Annotated in this window: 15 protein-coding genes; 10 read left to right on the plus strand and 5 right to left on the minus strand. The window is 73.0% G+C overall.

The genetic code is table 11. The features are described from left to right. Positions 1-66 precede the first annotated feature (66 nt). The 4 genes from ACIQCH_RS32570 (at position 67) to ACIQCH_RS32585 (ending at position 6,356) form a co-directional block, all read left to right on the plus strand. Positions 67-816 carry a TIGR03089 family protein gene (locus tag ACIQCH_RS32570; RefSeq protein ID WP_402586899.1) on the plus strand — a complete coding sequence of 250 codons (750 nt, stop codon included), beginning with the start codon at positions 67-69 and terminating at the stop codon, positions 814-816. A gap of 423 nt (positions 817-1,239) precedes the next feature. After that, a complete protein-coding gene (locus ACIQCH_RS32575; RefSeq protein WP_402586901.1) occupies positions 1,240-2,406 on the plus strand; it encodes an LCP family protein in 1,167 nt (388 codons plus the stop codon). A gap of 348 nt (positions 2,407-2,754) precedes the next feature. Continuing rightward, positions 2,755-4,497, plus strand: coding sequence for an LCP family protein (locus ACIQCH_RS32580; RefSeq protein WP_402586903.1), 1,743 nt, complete (start codon positions 2,755-2,757; stop codon positions 4,495-4,497). Positions 4,498-4,688: 191 nt separating this feature from the next. Further along, complete coding sequence (locus ACIQCH_RS32585; RefSeq protein ID WP_402586905.1) at positions 4,689-6,356, plus strand: LCP family protein; 1,668 nt, start codon at positions 4,689-4,691, stop codon at positions 6,354-6,356. Between the two features lie 99 nt (positions 6,357-6,455). Here the strand turns inward: ACIQCH_RS32585 and ACIQCH_RS32590 are convergent, their stop codons facing one another. Continuing rightward, a complete protein-coding gene (locus tag ACIQCH_RS32590) occupies positions 6,456-7,484 on the minus strand; it encodes a glycosyltransferase family 2 protein (RefSeq protein WP_402586907.1) in 1,029 nt (342 codons plus the stop codon). 280 nt (positions 7,485-7,764) lie between these two features. On the opposite strand from ACIQCH_RS32590, the gene ACIQCH_RS32595 reads away from it, so the two are divergent. Further along, positions 7,765-9,357, plus strand: a complete 1,593-nt coding sequence (locus ACIQCH_RS32595) for an LCP family protein (RefSeq protein WP_402586909.1) — start codon at positions 7,765-7,767, stop codon at positions 9,355-9,357. A gap of 12 nt (positions 9,358-9,369) precedes the next feature. Here ACIQCH_RS32595 and ACIQCH_RS32600 read toward each other — a convergent pair whose 3' ends face one another. After that, complete coding sequence (locus ACIQCH_RS32600; RefSeq protein WP_402586911.1) at positions 9,370-9,906, minus strand: acyl-CoA thioesterase; 537 nt, start codon at positions 9,904-9,906, stop codon at positions 9,370-9,372. 130 nt (positions 9,907-10,036) lie between these two features. Between ACIQCH_RS32600 and ACIQCH_RS32605 the strand changes: the two genes are divergently transcribed. The 4 genes from ACIQCH_RS32605 to ACIQCH_RS32620 all read left to right on the plus strand — a co-directional run bounded on the left by ACIQCH_RS32605 (position 10,037) and on the right by ACIQCH_RS32620 (position 14,188). After that, positions 10,037-11,410 (plus strand): LCP family protein, encoded by a 1,374-nt coding sequence (locus ACIQCH_RS32605; RefSeq protein ID WP_402586913.1) that lies wholly within the window; start codon positions 10,037-10,039, stop codon positions 11,408-11,410. A 199-nt stretch (positions 11,411-11,609) separates the two neighbouring features. Beyond that, on the plus strand, positions 11,610-11,918 hold the full coding sequence (locus ACIQCH_RS32610; protein WP_402586915.1) for an antibiotic biosynthesis monooxygenase family protein: 309 nt from the start codon (positions 11,610-11,612) through the stop codon (positions 11,916-11,918). 84 nt (positions 11,919-12,002) lie between these two features. Continuing rightward, the gene (locus ACIQCH_RS32615) at positions 12,003-13,097 is read left to right on the plus strand and encodes a DNA-3-methyladenine glycosylase family protein (protein ID WP_402586917.1); all 1,095 of its coding nucleotides are present in this window, start codon (positions 12,003-12,005) and stop codon (positions 13,095-13,097) included. Positions 13,098-13,558: 461 nt separating this feature from the next. Continuing rightward, the gene (locus ACIQCH_RS32620; protein WP_402586919.1) at positions 13,559-14,188 is read left to right on the plus strand and encodes a hypothetical protein; all 630 of its coding nucleotides are present in this window, start codon (positions 13,559-13,561) and stop codon (positions 14,186-14,188) included. Positions 14,189-14,322: 134 nt separating this feature from the next. Here ACIQCH_RS32620 and ACIQCH_RS32625 read toward each other — a convergent pair whose 3' ends face one another. From ACIQCH_RS32625 to ACIQCH_RS32635, 3 genes are read right to left on the minus strand one after another with little or no spacing between them, the layout of a single operon-like run. Then, positions 14,323-15,699, minus strand: coding sequence for a coenzyme F420-0:L-glutamate ligase (locus ACIQCH_RS32625; RefSeq protein WP_402586921.1), 1,377 nt, complete (start codon positions 15,697-15,699; stop codon positions 14,323-14,325). Next, positions 15,696-16,649, minus strand: coding sequence for a 2-phospho-L-lactate transferase (gene cofD / locus ACIQCH_RS32630; RefSeq protein ID WP_402586923.1), 954 nt, complete (start codon positions 16,647-16,649; stop codon positions 15,696-15,698). Before cofD ends, ACIQCH_RS32625 begins: the two co-directional genes overlap by 4 nt. A 13-nt stretch (positions 16,650-16,662) precedes the next feature. Continuing rightward, positions 16,663-17,223, minus strand: a complete 561-nt coding sequence (locus ACIQCH_RS32635; RefSeq protein ID WP_402586925.1) for a cysteine dioxygenase — start codon at positions 17,221-17,223, stop codon at positions 16,663-16,665. Between the two features lie 644 nt (positions 17,224-17,867). Here ACIQCH_RS32635 and ACIQCH_RS32640 point away from each other — a divergent pair. Next, positions 17,868-18,131, plus strand: a complete 264-nt coding sequence (locus tag ACIQCH_RS32640; protein WP_030194109.1) for a WhiB family transcriptional regulator — start codon at positions 17,868-17,870, stop codon at positions 18,129-18,131. Positions 18,132-18,514: the final 383 nt, after the last annotated feature.

An 18,514-nucleotide genomic window follows, 5' to 3' on the forward strand; every position in this document is an offset into this window, starting at 1 on the left:
GTACGGGCGCAGCCGGCTCGCCCGTACGAGCGAGCCGGCCCGCCCGGCCCGCGTACCCTTGCCCGCGTGAACGCCAACGACCGCACCCCTGCCGACCTGCTGCGATCCGCGCTCGCCGCCGATCCGGGCCGCCCCCTGGTCACCTTCTACGACGACGCCACGGGCGAGCGCGTGGAATTGTCCGTGGCCACCTTCGCCAATTGGGTGGCCAAGACCGCCAACCTCCTCCAGGGCGACCTGGGCGCCGGCCCCGGCGACCGGCTCGCGCTGCTGCTGCCCGCGCACTGGCAGACCGCGGCGTGGCTGCTCGCCTGCGCATCGGTGGGCGTGGTGGCAGAGGTCGACGGCGACCCGGCCGGCGCCGACCTGGTGGTGAGCGGCCCCGACACCTTGGAGGAGGCGCGGGCGTGCTCCGGCGAGCGGATCGCCCTCGCGCTGAGGCCGCTGGGCGGGCGGTTCCCGCAGCCGCCGGCGGGTTTCGCCGACTACGCGGTGGAGGTGCCGTCGCAGGGCGACCGGTTCGCTCCGTTCGTACCGGTGGACGCAGGCGGGCCGGGGCTCGTCGTGGGCGGCACCGAGTTCTCGTACGAGGAGCTGGTCGGGCGGGCGCGCGAGGACGCGGCGAAGCTCGGGCTGGAGCCGGGCGCCCGGGTGCTGTCCCGCCTGGGCTACGACACGTGGGAGGGCCTGTCGGGCGGACTGTTCGCGCCGCTGGCCGCGGGCGGCTCGGTGGTGCTGTGCCGGAACGCCGACCAGCTGTCCGAGGCGGGCCTGGCCCAGCGCACCGAGGCGGAGCGGGTCACGCACACGCTCTGACGGCACGGGCACGGGCACGGGCACGGGCGCGGGTATGGGCACGGGTACGGGTACGGGCACGGGCGCGGGTACGGGCACGGGTACGGGTACGGGCACGGTCGCGGGTACGGGCCGAGCGCACCCGCGCCGCGCCCGCGGCGCCCGTGCCACGCCCGCGCCCCCGCCCCGCCTGCATCCCCCTGCCGGCACCCCGGCACCCTCCCCGTCGAACTGACATGCGACCCATCACCCACTCCACCCCCTTCCCCGCCCCCCGCGACATGTCACCCACATGGCGGATTGCGGAGCCCCGCTCGAAGAGACGTGGGCGTCACTCCGATGGATGATCGGCAGAAGGCCGCACACCGGGACGTACTACGCCGAAAGACGTCCGCCTCCCGGGTCCGGCGGCCGTGGCCGACCACCGTGAGGATGGGACGCGACGTGACCGAAGGCGCGGGCAAGCCGGGCAGGGCGATGCCGGCCGGGGACCGTCCCGGCCGGCCGCCGGCCCGTCGCCGCAGGCGCCGGCTCCTGCGCTGGATCGGCCTGGTCCTCGCGCTGCTGGTGCTGCTCGGCGCGGGCGCGGCCTGGTGGCTCTACCACCAGCTCGACTCCAACATCAGGACGGACACCACCGCGGCCGCCGAGCTGGAGCGCTACGAGCGCGAACGCCCGGCGCTCACGGTGGGCGGGGCGCAGAACATCCTGCTCATCGGCTCGGACACGCGGGCCGGGGTGGGAAACGCCCAGTACGGCCAGAACAGCGGCACCCAGCGCTCCGACACCACGATCCTGCTCCACATCTCCGCGGACCGGGACAGTGCGACGGCGGTCTCGATCCCCCGTGACCTGCTGGCCGAGATCCCCTCCTGTGCCGTCCCCGGGGGTGGCCGCTCCGTGGCGCAGACCGGGCAGTTCAACTCCGCCTTCGAGATCGGCGGCGCCGCCTGCACGATCCGCACCGTGGAGAAGCTGACCGGCATCCGCGTCGACCACCACGTGATCGTGGACTTCCGCGGCTTCAAGAAGATGGTGGACGCGATCGGCGGGGTGGAGATCTGCCTGCCGCGGCCCATCGACGACGCCGAGGCGAAGGTCCGCCTCCCGGCCGGGCGCCAGACCCTGCACGGCGAGCAGGCGCTGGGCTACGTACGGGCCCGCTACAGCCTCGGCAACGGCAGCGACACCGACCGGATGGGGCGCCAGCAGCAGTTCCTCGCCGCCCTGGTCAAGAAGGTGCAGAGCAACGGGGTGCTGCTCAACCCGACCCGGCTCTACCCGCTGTTGGACGCCGCGACCCGGTCCGTCACCACCGACCCGGGGCTGGACACGCTGCGGGACCTGTACGAGCTGGTGCGCGGGATGCGGGACATCCCGACCGGGCGGACCACGTTCCTGACCGTGCCGAGGCGCCCGTACCCGCCGAACCCGAACCGGGACGTACTCCGCGAACCGGATGCCTCCGAACTGTTCCAGCGGCTGCGGGCGGACCGCCCGGTGGCGGTCGACGACGGGGCCGATCGGAAGCCTTCGGCGGCCGTGGCCGAAAGCGCATCCCCCGCCCCCACCTTCTCCGGCACCACCGCCGACGCGGCGACCTGCCGCTGAGGGAGTCGGGCGCGGACGCGCCGCCCACGGCCCGCACACCTGGTCGATCATGGCCGGCCATCCGTGGACCACGGTCGGCCGGTCGGGCGACGGGAAGGCGACCGGCGAGTAGACCCGCCGGTAAAGCAATCCCAAAAGCCAGGGGGCAGGGTGTGAGGGATGGGTGAATTGCCCGCTTATAAGGGGAGTGGAATTTGTCACCAGCATGGTTTGCAGCCGAACGGGCCGGATAGTGTGAGCGATCCGGTGCCCCGGCCACGCAATGGACTGGCCGTGCACTGCCGGATCGAGAACCGAGCGCCTGGGGGGAGGCGCTTCAGGTGGCACCGACGGAGGATTCAAAAAACCGTGGATGCGCAAGGCCGTGGGCGGGCGAACGACATCGACCCCGCAGACCAGTGGGTACTCAACCCCCGCACTGGCAACTACGAACTGCGACTGGACAGCTCCGCAGGGCAGCCGTCGGTCTCCCGCTCCCGCAGAGCCGCCGGCCCCGCGGCCGCCGCGGCTCCTGCCGGTGCCGCCCCCGCCGGCGCCCCGGCGGGCCCCCCCGTGCGCACGTCCCCGGGCGTGCCCGGGCAGCGGCGCGGCGGCCAGGCGCCCCCGCCCGGCGGCCGGCGCACCGGCCGCAAGCGCGGTGGCGGTGGTGGTGGCAGCCGCAAGAAGAAGGTGCTGCTGATCACCGGGGGCTCGATGGCCTTCGTGCTGGTCGCCGCGACCGTGGGCGGCTACCTCTACTACCAGCACCTGAACAACAACATCAACACCGTCGACGTGGACGGCGCCGGCTCCGGCGGCTTCAAGCCCGGCGAGCCGATCAACATCCTCGTCATCGGCACCGACAAGCGCACCGGTGCGGGCAACCAGGGCTACGGCGACAAGGAGAGCGTCGGCCACGCGGACACGACGCTGCTCTTCCACGTGGCCCGGGACCGCTCGAACGCGACCGTGCTGTCCATCCCGCGCGACCTCATCTCCGACATCCCGGACTGCCCCACCAAGCAGCCCGACGGGTCGACCAAGACGGTCCCGGGCCAGCGCGGCGTGCGCTTCAACACCAGCCTCGGGCAGGACGGCCGGGACCCCGGCTGCACCATGCGCACGGTCAAGGAGCTCACCGGCATCGCGGTGGACCACTTCATGATGGCCGACTTCAACGCCGTCAAGACGCTCAGTTCCGCGGTCGGCGGCGTGCCGGTCTGCGTGGCCAAGGACGTCGACGACAAGAAGTCCAAGCTCCACCTCACCAAGGGCAGCCACCGCATCGAGGGCGAGCAGGCCCTGGCGTTCGTCCGCACCCGGCACGCCTTCGGCAACGAGAGCGACCTGGACCGCATCAAGACCCAGCAGCAGTTCCTGGGTTCGATGATCCGCGAGATGAAGTCCTCGGACACGCTCACCAGTCCGACCAAGCTCTTCTCGCTCGCGGAGGCGGCCACCAAGGCCCTCACCGTCGACACCGGGATAGGGGGCATCCCCGAACTGACGCGGCTCGCCAAGGAGCTGAAGGACGTCAACCCCAAGAACATCACCTTCACCACCCTCCCCGTCGACGACAACCCGGCGGAGCGGATCAAGGCGACGGTGGTGGTCAGGAAGTCCCAGGCCGAGCCCCTGCTCGCGATGATCCGCGAGGACACCTCCCTCACCGAGGTCAAGAAGCAGAAGCAGGCCGCCGCGAACGCGCAGGCCGCCCTCCTGGAAGGCACCCGCGCCCCCGCCTCCGCGGTCCGCGTGGACGTCTACAACGGTGGCGGCCCCCGGGGCTCCGCCCAGACCACGCTCGAGTGGCTCCAGAACAACCAGGGCGTCCCGCTCTCCACCAACAACGGCAACGCGCCCGAGAAGCTGGAGAAGACGACCCTGGAGTTCGCCCCCAACCAGGCCGACCAGGCCCGCGCCCTCGCGGACATGATGGGCCTGCCCGCCACCGCGCTGAAGCAGACCACCGCCGACGCGCCCGACCGCACCCCGATGACGCTCACCCTGGGAGCCGACTTCAAGGGCGCGGGCATCCCCCTCACGGCACCGAAGACGGCGCCCGAGGGCATCCAGCGGGTGGAGGCCGACAAGGCCACCTGCGCCAAGTAGGCGGCCGTACGGCCCAAAGCCGCAAAGCCACCCAAGACGATCGGGCCGGCCCAACGCACGGCAGCACAACCCGTTTTCGTGCGGGGCGTCGCACAACCGACGCCCCGCACGGAACGTCGTACTAACCGATCGGATCGCCACGACCGATCGGCAAGCGATCGCCCGGCCACGCGCCGGGCGCGACACCTGAGATGTCAGGACCGACTGGGGGGCTACGGGTGAGTCAGAGCAGCGTGCGAGGGGAGGGGGCACCCGCCCACGCGCCCGGTGGCATACCGGGCGCCGCGTCCGGCACTCCTGGCACGGTCCCCGGCCCCCGCGGCCCCCGCCGACTCCGCGGCCCGGTACGCCCGGCCGGCCGGCGCGGCCGCCGGGTCCTGCGCGGCATCGCCATCGCCCTCTCGGTGATCGTGCTCGCCACCGCCGGCGCCGGCTACCTGTACTACCGGCACCTCAACGGCAACATCCGGACCGACGCGCTCAACCTCGGCGACCACAAGCTCGGCGGCTCCAGGCCCAACGCCTTCGGCCAGACGCCCCTGAACATCCTGCTCATCGGCTCCGACGCCCGCGACGACGTCAAGAACCAGGAACTGGGCGGCGCCAAGGACACGTTCGGCGGCACCCCGCTCGCCGACGTCCAGATGCTGCTCCACGTGTCCGCGGACCGCAGCAACATGTCGGTCGTCAGCATGCCGCGCGACACCCTGCTCAAGCTGCCGAAGTGCACGGGCACCGACGGCAAGACGTACGAGGCCACCCAGGGCCGGCGCCCCGTCAACGAGTCGCTGGGCCGCGGCGGCCCCGGCTGCACGGTCGCCACCTGGCAGGAGCTCACCGGCATCCCGATCGACCACTTCATGATGATCGACTTCAAGGGTGTCGTGGCGATGGCCGACGCCATCGGCGGCGTGCCCGTCTGCGTGAAGCAGAACGTCTACTCCCGCAACCACGAGGGCAAGGGCTCCGGCCTCAAGCTGGCCAAGGGCACCCACCCCATCAAGGGCATCCAGGCCCTCCAGTGGCTGCGCACCCGCTACGGCTTCGAGGACGGCAGCGACATCGGCCGCGCCCACGCGCAGCACATGTACATGAACTCGATGGCCCGCCAGTTCCGTCAGAACGCCAAGCTCAGCAACCCGCTCAAGCTGCACAGCCTGGCCGAGGCCGCGACCAAGGCCATGGTGGTCGACCCCGGCCTGGACCGGATCGACCTGCTCTACGACCTGAGCGTCGAGCTCAAGAAGGTCCCCACCGGCCGCATCACCATGACCACCATGCCGTGGGTCGGCAGCACGAGCTGGAGCGGCAAGGTCGAGCCCAGCACGGCCGACGCCCAGAAGCTCTTCACGATGGTCCGCGACGACGTCCCGCTGGACGGCAAGCCGCCGGCCAAGGCGACCGCGGCCGCCACCACCCCGCCCCCGGCCGACCCGGCGGCCCCCGCCGCCGAGATCCCGGTCATGGTCCGCAACGCCACCAGCGGCAAGGACCACGGCGAGGCCCGCGTCCGGGGCCGGGCGTCCGACGTCGTCGCGCTGCTCACCGGCAAGGGCTTCACGAAGGCCAAGGCCGACACCGAGGGCGCCGCCGAGGACACCACCGTGATCCGCTACGCCACCGCCGACCAGGCCGGCGACGCCCAGGCCGTGGCCACCGCCCTCGGGCTGCCCGCGAGCGCCGTGCAGCGCTCCACGGACGTCTCCGGGGTCACCCTGTTCGTCGGCAAGGACTGGCGCGAGGGCGACAAGCCCGCGCCGCCCGCCCCCACCCCGTCCAAGGCCCCCGACACGGCCCGCCCGCTCAACGGCGACGACGACGGCGCCTGCATGGACATCCAGCCCGGCTTCACCTGGTGACCCCGACCCGACGGGCCCGACCGGCCTGACGGGCCCTGCCCACGCCGAAGGGGGCGGACCGGCCGCGAAGCCGGACCCGCCCCCTTCGGCGTACATACGTCAGCGGGCCGGCGCCCCGTCCGCCGGGACGCTCGGGCGGCGGCTCGCGATGACCTTCCGCGCCAGCGCGCGCGGGCTGGTCAGGAAGCCGTACCCCCACGACATGTGCATGGTCGCCAGCGCCACCGGGATCTGCGCCCGCGCCTTCAGCGACAGGCCCTTGCCCGCCGGCACCGAACCCGCCACGATCGCGGCCAGGTAGCCGCCCGGGACGACGAAGCCCCACGGCGTCAGCGCCGCGCCCACCACCAGACCGGCCGCGATCGCGCACACCGCGGTCGGCGGGGCCAGGTAGCGCAGGTTGATCGAGCCCGCGTGGTAGCGGGCCACGACGTGCCGCCAGCGCCCGTAGTCCTTGTACTGCTTGGCCAGCGCCCGCACCGACGGCCGCGGCCGGTACTGCACCTTCAGCTCCGGCGAGAACCAGATCAGCCCGCCCGCCCCGCGGATCCGGAAGTTCAGCTCCCAGTCCTGCGCGCGGATGAACTCCACGTTGTAGCCGCCCTGCCGCTCCAGCGCCTCGCGCCGGAACACGCCCAGGTACACCGTCTCGGCCGGGCCCGCCTCGCCGCCGGTGTGGAAGGCCGCGTTGCCCACGCCGATCTTCGAGGTCATCGCCGCGGCGACGGCCTCCTCCCAGGCGTTCTCGCCCTCGGCGTGCATGATGCCGCCCACGTTCTGCGCGCCGGTCTCCTCCAGCAGGCGCACCGCGGTGGCGATGTAGTTCGGCGAGAGCATCCCGTGCCCGTCGACGCGCACCACGATCGGGTGCCGCGAGGCCGCGATCGCCGCGTTGAGCGCGGCCGGGGTGCGGCCGGTGGGGTTCGGGACGGTGTGGACGCGCGGGTCCTCCCGGACGAGCTCGGCGGCGATCTCGTCGGTGCGGTCCGTGGACGGGCCGAGCGCGATCACCACCTCCATCTCGCCTGCGTAGTCCTGCCCGAGGATGTGCCGGACGGAGTCGCGCAGATGGCGCTCCTCGTTGAGCACGGGCATGATCACCGAGACTGCGGGCTGCTGGGTGGGCATGGGTCGGGCAGGTCCTTCGGGGGTCCGGGGCCGGGGCCCGGCCGGCCGGTGGGCGCGGCCGCGAGGGGCTCCGGGAGACGGCGGTATCGGTGGTCACGTTACCGCGTACGAGGGAAACGGGTGCGTGCCGGAGGAGCGGTAGGGGCCGCCGCTGATCGTATGGGCCTACTGTTCAGGCTCACCCGTGCCTGTCCGAGCGGCCGTCGTGCGTGACCGCCCGACCCGACCCACCCCTGTGCCTGACCCCGGCCTGCCCGTGCCATCCGCGGAGGTGTCCCCCGTGCCCCAGCCGCCACGCTCCCCCCGTCCCCGGCCGCCGCACGGATCCCGGCGCGGCGCCCCGCGGCAGGGCGCGGGCCGGGGCGGGGGAGCGGCCGGGTACGGCGGCCCCGGCGGGTACGGCGCACCCGGCGGCCGCGGGGGCCCGCCCGCCCCCCGCGCGACGGCCGCCTTCGAAGACCGTCGGCGCGGCCGGCCGCCCCGGCGGCCCCGCTGGGGCGTACGGCTCGCCACCGCCCTGTCCGTCCTCGTCCTCGGCTCGGGGGCGATCGGGCACGCCGTGATGACCGGCCTCGACGTCGGCATCAACCGCGTCGACCCCTTCAAGGACATGAAGAACCGCCCCCGGGCCGGTCACGGCGTGAACTTCCTCATCGTCGGCACCGACGAACGCGACAAGCTCACCCAGGAGGACAAGCGCGAGTACCGGCTCGGCGGCGCCCCCTGCCACTGCACCGACACGATCATGCTGGTGCACATCTCCGCGGACCGGGAGCGCGCCAGCGTCATCAGCCTCCCGCGCGACAGCTACGCCGAGGTGCCCGCCCACCTCGACCTGCTGAGCCGCCGGCAACACGGCCCGCACGCCGTCAAACTCAACGCCGCCTACGCCGAGGGCGGCCCCAACCTGACCGTGCGGACCGTCGAGAACATGACCCGCGTGAAGATCGACCACTACCTGGAGGTCGACTTCACCGCCTTCATGAAGACCGTCGACGCCATCGGCGGGGTGGAGATCTGCACCGCCAAACCCATGCGCGACAGCCACACCGGACTCGACCTGCTCCCCGGCACCCACCGCCTCACCGGCGGCCAGGCCCTGCAGTACGTGCGCTCCCGGTACGTCGACGGGGCCGCCGACCTCGGCCGCATGCAACGCCAGCAGCGGTTCATCGCCGCCCTCATCCACGAGGCCACCAGCAGCGGCGTGCTGCTCAACCCCGTCAAGTTCAAGGAGGTCAGCTCCACCCTGCTGGGCTCCGTACGCGCCGACCCCGGCTTCGGCTCGACCGAGATGCTCGCCCTCGGGCAGGCCATGCGGGAGTTCACGCCGGCGTCGTCCGAGTTCGCCTCGGTGCCGATCCTGCCCGACTCCAAACCCTCGCCCCGGCTGGGCTCGGTGGTCCGCTGGGACGAGCAGAAGGCCGCCCGGCTCTTCCAGGCCCTGCGCGACGACAAGCCGCTCGCCCCGGCCCGGCCCAAGCGGCGCCCGGTCGCCGTGCCGGTGGACGTCGCCCCCCAGCAGATCCGGGTGCACGTCGAGAACGGCACCCGCATCGACGGGCTCGGCGGCCGCGTCGACAAGGCCCTGCGCGCCACCGGCTTCAACACCGACCAGGCCCCCACCGCCGGGGTCGTCCGCACCGCCACCCGCACCGTGGTCGCGTACGACCCCCGCTGGGACCGCTCCGCCAAGACCCTGGGCACGGCGCTGGAGGGCGCCGAACTGCGGCCCGTACCGGGCCTCGGTGCCACGCTGCGCGTCACGGCGGGCACCGACTACCGCAAGGTGACCGCGGTCCGCGCCGAGGACCCCTACCAGGGCGAGTTCGGCGTGGTCACCGGCGACCAGGTGGCCTGCCCCGGCCAGTGAGAGCGAGGCCGGTCAGTCCTCCAGACCCTCCGCGGCACGGCGCTCGCGCAGCTCCAAGATGGCCCGACGGCGGGCCAGCCGGTGGGTGCGGCGGATCTGCGCCTCCTGGTAGCGGCGCATGTCGCGGTCGGTCTCGGGCACCACCGGCGGCACCGGCCGCGGCTTGCCGTTCTCGTCCACCGCGGCGAGCACCAGGTACGCGCTGCCGACCTGGGTGGGCGGCGTCGACTCGTTCCAGCGCTCGGCCAGCACCCGTACGCCGACCTCCATCGAGGACCGGCCCGTCCAGTTCACCTGGGCCTTCACGTGCACCAGGTCGCCGACCCGGACCGGCTCCAGGAACGCCATCTCGTCCATGGAGGCGGTGACCGCGGGTCCGCCGGAGTGCCGTCCCGCGACGGCACCGGCCGCGTCGTCCACCAGCTTCATGATCACGCCGCCGTGCACCGTGCCCAGGAGGTTGGTGTCGTTGAGCGTCATGATGTGGCTGAGGGTGGTCCGGGAGGCCGAAGTGGGCTTACCGGCGAGCTCGCCCGAATGCTGTGTCATGCACCCACCTTAAGTTGCGGCCCCGCAACGCGTGACAAAGGCCTCAGGCGTACACAGCTCTGCAACAGACCAGGCACGAAGCCCCACCCGGGCTGTCCGACGGCCCGCCCCGCCAGGCATCCTTTACGGCATGAATGACTGGCCCGACGGGTGGACCGACGACCGCGACGACCGCTACGGCCGTGGCAGCTCCAGCGCACAGCCGGAGGGCGTCCGGAGCATGCGGCACGTCCAGCGGCAGCAGCCGCCGCGCCCGCAGACCCCGCCGCAGGCCCCGGGCCGCCCGCCCCGTCAGCCCGGCGTGCCGCCGCAGTCCCGGCCGCCGTACGACGACCGCGACCCGTACGCGGACGACTACGGCCGGGGAGGCCGCGCCGACACCCCCGGCTACGACAGCGGCTACAACACGGGCCAGGTCTACGGCAGTCCGGCCGGCGGCCACGGCGGCGGCCACGGCGGCCAGAACGGCGGCTACGGCGGCGGCCAGGGCGGCGGCGCCCGTCCCGCCGGCCCCCGGGGGCCCGTCGACTGGCGGCGCCGCATCAAGATCGGCTCGATCGTCCTCGTGACGACCCTCGCCGTCGTGTCGGTCGGCACCTACGCCTGGGCCAGCTCGAAGCTGCGCACCGAGGTCGACCTCTCCAAGGTCATCGAGCGGCCCGACGAGGGCGACTGCACGACGTACCTCATCGTCGGCTCCGACAGCCGCGAGGGCATGTCCGACGAGGAGAAGAAGAAGCTCCACACCGGCTCCGCCGAGGGCAAGCGCACCGACTCGATGATGGTGCTGGCCACCTGCTCCAGCGGCAACACGATGATCTCGCTGCCGCGTGACTCGGACGTGGAGATCCCCTCCTTCGTCGGCTCCGAGTCCGGCAAGAAGTACCCGGGCAAGGGCATCCGCACCAAGCTGAACGCGGCGTACGCCATGGACGGCCCCGAGCTGCTGGTGCGCACCATCGAGTACAACACCGGCCTGCGGATCGACCACTACGCGGAGATCGGCTTCGCCGGCTTCGCGAACATCGTCGACGCGCTCGGTGGTGTCGAGATGAACATCGAGAAGGGCTTCAAGGACAAGAAGTCCGGCGCCGACTTCAAGGCGGGCAAGCAGACCCTCGACGGCGAGCAGGCCCTGGCCTTCGTCCGCACCCGGTACGCCTTCGCGGAGTCGGACCTGGCCCGTACGAAGAACCAGCAGAAGTTCCTGTCCGCCCTGGCCAGCCAGGCGGCCACCCCCGGCACGATCCTGAACCCGTTCCAGCTCTACCCGGTGATGGGCGCGGGCCTGGACACGGTGATCGTGGACAAGGACATGGGGCTGTTCGACCTGGGCGAGATGTTCTTCGCGATGAAGGGCATCACCAGCGGCGACGGCACGTCCATGAACATGCCGATCTCCGGCTCCCGGGGCGGGAACCTGGTCTGGGACAAGCCGAAGGTCAAGGAACTGGTCAAGCAGATCCAGAACGACGAGAAGGTCACCGTCACCGACAACCGCTGATCGCCCCGACACCGGCGGCCGGGGCCGCCGGTGTCCGCTGGCCGGTCCACCGGTGTCCGCCGGGCCGGACCGCGCGGGTCGGTCCACCGCGCGCTCGGCTCCGGGCCCACCCGGACCACGGCCTGGAAGCCTCCCGTCGACCGGCCTAGCCTGGAAGCGGGGGTCCCACCCTCCTTCCTCCGTCAAGGCGGTGCGTGCCATGACCGACGACAGCACGACATGGGCATCGGGGGACTGGCAGGTCACCGAAGGTGACGTCGACGAGTTCGTGGCACGTTGGCGGGCCTTCCTCGAGTGGACCAAGGCCGACAACGCCGGCTTCGGCCACGCCCGCCTCCTGCGCGACCTGAACCGGCCGGGCCACTTCGTCTCCTTCTCGGCCTGGCGTGACCCGGCGGCCATGAAGGACTGGCAGTCCAGGCCCGAGTTCGCCGAACACGTCGGCGCCTGCCGCGCGCTGTGCGAGGACATGACGAGCAGCGGCTACGAACTCGCGGTCGCCGTCTGACCCCCGCCGCGGCGCCCGTGGTCGTAGGCCACGGCCGCGGGAAGGGCGGGGGAGCGGAGCATCCGACCGGGCTACCCTCAGAGGGTGGCCGGCCGATACGAACCCCTGACCCGCACCACCGTGCGCGGTGGCCAGACCCGCGTCCCCACCCCCACCCGCCGCGGTACCGCCGCGCCGACCACGAACGCGTCCGGCGAGGACGCCGCCCGGACCACGGACCCGACCGGCGCCAGCGGCGACCAGGCCACCGGAACCCCCCGCGACGGCGTCGCGAAGACCAGGCGGTGGCAGGCCCCGGGCCCCCTCAGCCTCCCCCTCGTCCTCGGCCCGCTCCGCCGAGGCCCGCACGACCCCACCTTCCGCATCACCCCCGACGGCGCCTTCTGGCGAGCCAGCCGCACCCCCGAAGGCCCCGGCACCCTCCGGGTCACCGCCCACGGCCCCGACACCGCGGAGGCCACCGCCTGGGGCCCCGGCGCGGACTGGCTGCTCGACGGCCTCCCGGCCCTGCTCGGCGCCGACGACGACCCGGCCGCCTTCGTCCCGCGCCACCGCCTCGTGCACGCCTCCCACCGCCGCCGTCCCGGACTCCGGCTCGGCCGCACCGGGCTCGTCCTGGAATCCCTCGTCCCCACCGTCCTGGAGCAGAAGGTCACCGCGGACGAGGCCTACCGCGCCTGGCGCCTGCTGGTACGACAGCACGGCACCCCGGCCCCCGGCCCCGCGCCCGCCGGCATGCACGTCATGCCCGACGCCCGCGACTGGTGCCGCATCCCCTCCTGGGACTGGCACAAGGCCGGCGTCGACAGCAAGCGCTCGGCCACGATCCTGCGCGCCGCCCGGGTGGCCCCCCGCCTCGAGGAGGCGACCACCATGGACCTGCCCGCGGCCGCCGCCCGCCTCGAACTCGTCCCCGGCATCGGCCCCTGGACCTCCGCCGAGACCCTGCAGCGCAGCAACGGCCACCCGGACGCGGTCACCGTCGGCGACCTCCACCTGCCCGGCATCATCGGCTGGTCCCTCGCCGGCGACCGGGACGCCGACGACGCGGCGATGCTGGAGCTCCTGGCCCCGTACGCCGGCCAGCGCCACCGCGCCACCCGCCTCGTCCTCCTCGCCGGCCAGGCCCCGCCCCGCCGCCACCCCGGCATGCCCCGCACCGACATCGGCCGCCTCTGACCGCCCGCTCGGTAGCGAGCCGGAGCAGGTCGGCCGGGCCCGGTCAGCCGCCGACCGTCCGACCGCGAACGCGGGACGGGCCCCGCCGGTCCGCCCGGACGGGGCCCGCCTGTCGCCCTGCCGGGCTCAGCCGATGGCCTGCTTGTTCTTCCAGCCCGTGCCGTTGCTGTTGCCGATGATCACGGCGCCGGCCTCGGCCGTGGTGAAGCCGAACGGCACCGGCGAGACCCTCAGCGACTACAACTGCACCAGGACCGACTACGTGCACAACCCGGGGGCAGGCCTCACCGGCCTGACCGCGGCCGTGCGCACCGTCGCCACCGCGTGCGCCGACTACGCCACGGCCGATCCCGCCACACAGCTGGTCAGCGCGACCCGCACGGCGTACGACGGGGTGGCCTACGGAGCCGCCCCGGCAAGACGGGGAAGCCTGCAATCAAGATCCGGCTGGGTGATGACTGATGAGCGACGTACATGCGCTCTGGGCAGACAGAGGCGGGTACCTCACCGCCCGCGCGCATGCCGCAGCTGCCTTCGATCTCGATGCACGGTTGCCCGGCCAGGTCTTCATGGAGGCCGCGGAGGATTCGCTGTTCTGCGAGTTCGACGCGGTCCTGGACCCGGAGTTCTGGCCGGCGTTGAGCGCGATGGCCCGGTGGCACGGCGACACGCACGTCGAGCTGGTGGTCCTCGAACCGGACTACGAGGGGTTCTACCTGCCCGCAGGAGTGGGGTACCCGGGTGCGTCCGTGCCGGTCGACGCCGACGAGGACGAGTACTGGGCTGCGATCGGGTTCGAGCCGGACGGCGACTCGCTGGGGTCGATCGCGATCTCGGCGAACGTCATCGCTGTGACCGGAGCCTCCGGGCGGTGGGGCTGCTGGGGCGAGCGGGACCCCGAGGTCGCGGTCTTCCGGTGCTTCCCAAGTGCGGCCGTGCGGGACGAGTGGCGCAGGCGGTTCGGCCCGTTCAAGGACGTGTCGGGCGCGCTGGCGTCGTACCTTCCGATCACGTTCGCGGGTCGGACCGTTCCGGACTGGTACGCCGAGCAACTGGTCGCCCACTACGGCCCGGCTGGCGCACCTGAGTGACGAGGCGCCGCCGCGGCTCTCATCGCAGCGCTGCGCGCGGCCTTTCGAGCTGCTTCCCGAAGCTCCGCTGACCCGTGCGGGGGACGCCGCAGGCCCCGCCGTGCGCGACGGGGCCGGGTCGGGCCCGGGTCGGCTCAGCGCACCTCGATGAAGGCCGACGCGTCGCGCGCCGGGCGGGGCCGCGGGGGTTCGGCGGGGTGGCCGATCGCGACGGCGCCCATCGGCTCCCAGTCCGCCGGCAGCTCCAGCACCCGCCGGACCACGTCGCGGCAGAACATCGTCGACGACACCCACGCCGAGCCCAGCCGCTCCGCGGCCAGTGCGACGAGGAAGTTCTGCACGCCGGCGCCCGTGGCCACCACGAACATCTCCCGCTCGGCCGCGTCCCGCCGCGCGTGCCCGTAGTCGTGCGAGCCGTCCATCACCATGCACGGCACCGCCAGGTACGGGGCGTTGCGCAGGACGTCGCCGCGCCGGACCCGCTTGGCGATCGACTCCTCCGACTTGCCGTCCCGCCGCAGGTCCGCGATCCACGCCTCGCGCATCGCGTCGAGCAACTCGGTGCGTGCCGCCGGCGATTCGAGCAGCACGAAGCGCCACGGCGTGGTGTGGTGCGGGGCCGGCGCGGTCACGGCCGCGGCCACCGCCCGCCGGACCGAGCCCGGGTCGACCGGCTCGTCGGTGAAGGCGCGTACCGTACGCCGCTGCGTCACGGCCTCGCGTATCGCCTCGGACGTGCCCAGCCGGAACATGTCGTCGGCGGCGGACCGCACCAGTTCGCGCGCCGCGCCCTCGCCGAGGGCGTGGCCGAGCCCGCGCACCACGGCCACCGGGAGGCCGCCGGCCTTGCCCTTCACCAGGTCGCCGGCGGCGGCGAGTTCGTCCGCGGTGGCGACCACGGTGGCGCTGAGCGGGTTGCCGTAGGCGTCCGTGCCGCCGCGCAGGTCGTCCAGGACGCGCACGCCGGCCGCGCCGATGGCCACGTCCGTCAGGCCGGCCCGCCAGGGCCGACCGAAGGTGTCGGTGACGACGACGCCGACCCGTACGCCGAGCAGGTCGGCGAGGCCGTCCCGGATGGCCGCGGCCGAGCCGTCGGGGTCCTCGGGGAGCAGCAGGACCGTGCCGGGCTCGGTGTTGGAGGCGTCGACCCCGGCCGCGGCCATGACCAGGCCCTGCCGGTTCTCGACGATGCGCAGCGGGCCGCGCCGGGCGACCACGCGCACCGTCTCGGCGTCGATGGCCGCCTCGCGCGACTCGGCGGTGACGACGCGGCCCTCCGCCTTGGAGACGATCTTCGAGGTGACGAGGAGGATGTCGCCGTCCGCCAGGTCGGGGGCGGCGGCCGCGATGACCTTGGCCAGGTCGTCGCCCGGCCGCACCTCGCCGATCCCGGGCACGGCCCACACCTTGTACGCGGGCCCGGCGGCGCCCGCGGTCGCGTACGGGAGGCCGGCGTCCCCGCCCTCGTACGGCTCCCCCGCGCTCTGGCTCCCGTCCGCGGGGCCCGTCACCGCGTCTCCTCGGCCAGCGCGAGTGCCTCGCGTGCCATCAGGGCGGTCGCCTCGAGGTCGGTCATCATCAGCGGCACCGCCCGGCAGCGGATCCCGGCGGCCTCGACCTCGGCCACCGCGGCCGCGTCGGTGCTGTCGACGAGCCAGCCGTCGAGCAGCCCGGTGCCGTAGTGCTTGGCCACCGCAGTGGCCGTCGACTCGACGCCCACCGCGGCCAGCACCTTGTCGGCCATGCCCCGTACGGGCGCGCCGCCCACGATGGGGGACAGGCCGACGACGGGGGCCGCGGCGGTGGCCACGGCCTCGCGGATGCCCGGTACGGACAGGATGGTGCCCACGGACACGACGGGGTTGGACGGCGGGAAGAGGATGACGTCCGCCGTCCCGATCGCCTCGAGGACGCCCGGCGCCGGCTTCGCCTGGTCGGCGCCGACGGGCACCACGGCCAGGGCGTCAGTCGCGGCGCGCATCCGCACCCAGTACTCCTGGAAGTGCACGACCCGCCGTTCGCCGCCCTCCTCGACGGCGACGTGCGTCTCGATGCGGTCGTCGGACATGGGCAGCAGGCGCACGCCCGGCTTCCAGCGGTCGCACAGCGCCTCGGTGACGGCGCTGAGCGGGTAGCCGGCACCGAGCATCTGCGTGCGGACGATGTGGGTGGCGAAGTCGCGGTCGCCGAGCCCGAACCAGGTGGGGCCGACGCCGTACGCGGCGAGCTCCTCCTTGACGGTGAAGGACTCGTCGGCGCGGCCCCAGCCCTGGTCCTCGTTGATGCCGCCGCCGAGGGTGTACATGACCGTGTCGAGGTCGGGGCACACCTTGAGGCCGAACAGGTGAATGTCGTCACCGGTGTTGCCGATGACCGTGATGTCCGCGTCGGGTGCGGCCGACTTCAGTCCGCGGAGGAAGCGGGCCCCGCCGATACCGCCTGCCAAGACAACAATGCGCATGCCCCGCAGTCTGTCAGGCGGTGACCTTGTTCCGCCCGGCCGGGGAGCACTGTGCGGCGAGCGCCACAGTCCCGCCGGTGCCGTACGCGGTCTCGGCGGCCGGGGTGCCGGGCGCGTCGTGCATCGGCATCTCGGTCAGGCCGGGGAAGTAGACGTGCAGGCTGACGGCCGGTTCGAGGGAGTCGTTGACGACCTCGTGGGCGTACCCGGGGGCGAAGACCCGCTGGCTGCCGGCGCCGAGGGTGCGCGGCCCCTGCGCGGTGTGCTCGCTCAACCGGCCCTCCAGCACCGTCAGCACACCGGAGGAGGGGCCGTGGTCGTGGCGGCCGCTGCCCTGTCCGGGCACCCAGCTCAGCAGCCAGACCTCGTAGCCCGGGCCGGTGGCCAGGCGGTGGTACCAGCGGGAGGTGGCGTCGTACTCGACGAGGTGTGCCCAGCGTGCGCGGTCGGCGGCGATGTCGCGGGCCATGCCGACGAACTCGGCGACCGTGTCCGGGTGCGCCTTGGCGGGCTGGAGCAGGTGCTGGACGGCGAGGATGTCGCCGGCGATCTGGAGGTCGCTGTCGCTGTTCATGTGCGGAAGTCCTCGGCAGGGGGCTGGGCTGTCGGGGTGACCGGAGGTCGAGGGGGTGACCGCGCGGGCGGTCGGACGGTGCGGGCGGCTACGCGGAGCAGCGGTGCTCGACGGGAGCCGACGGATCCGACACGGGATCCAGGGGGAGGGGAGCCGGACGCTCTAGGGCATCAACAGCAGCAACAGCAACAGCGAACCTGGGCAGCACCGAGGGACCCGCGGAGGGGGGTCTCGAGGAGGGCTGCGTTCGCTGACATGTGGACAAGGAGAGCGGGTTTAAGGCGCGACTGTCAACCCAATGTCCGGTTTGGGGGAAAAGTTTCACCTCATCCGGTTAATGCGTCCGGAGAAAGGTTTGTGCATGGGGCGACCGGGGAGGTGGCGGTGCAACCCGAACGACCCGTTACGCGTCCGTTATGGGTGAAGCTGCGGTGCCGAGCGATGCGCGTGTCATGTGTCACGATTTTTCGCAGTATGGGCACTTTCTGCATACGTTTGGTTCCGCAGAGTGAATAAGGGGCCCATTAGCAGATCTCGGCTTGACTGCTTCGGAGCCACACACTTGTAATTTCACTCGTGTCGTTCGGCCGGTTTTCGGCCACGGCAGCACACGGGGACGCACAAAAGACAGACGAGGGGCGCACATGACCGAGCTGTTTCAGGAACTGCTGGTCGAGGAGGCGGACGAGGAACTCGGATGGCAGGAGCGCGCACTGTGCGCCCAGACCGATCCCGAGTCCTTCTTCCCCGAGAAGGGCGGCTCGACCCGGGAGGCCAAGAAGGTCTGCCTCGCCTGCGAGGTCCGCTCCGAGTGCCTCGAATACGCCCTCGCGAACGACGAGCGCTTCGGCATCTGGGGCGGCCTGTCCGAACGCGAGCGCCGCCGCCTGAAGAAGGCCGCCATCTGACGCACCGACCCCGACCGGTCGCCGAACTCCCCGCCTGACCCGCCTGACCCGCGGGACCCGACGGAGACCGAAGAGCCGCCCGAGATCGAGCCCGAGCGCCGTTCCGACCCCGAGTCGCCCGAGCCCGACCCGACCCCGGCCCCGCCGACCCGACCCCGACCCCGGCCCCCGCCGACCCGACCGGTCGGCCGCCGGACGCCCACCCGGAGCCCTCTCCCAAATCCGCACAAACGCCGCAACACCTCACCGGTGGCGGCCACATCGACCAACGGTCCGCCTCCTGCACCTTCCCCGCAGGAGGCGGACCGCCGTCTGCGCAGCCGTTAGTGTGGGGCGCTGTCCAGCAGCCTCCGGGGCACAGGCGCCCCGGACCCTCCCCCCGG

Origin of the sequence: Streptomyces sp. NPDC093225 (assembly GCF_044753805.1) — a bacterium.
GTDB lineage: Bacteria > Actinomycetota > Actinomycetes > Streptomycetales > Streptomycetaceae > Streptomyces.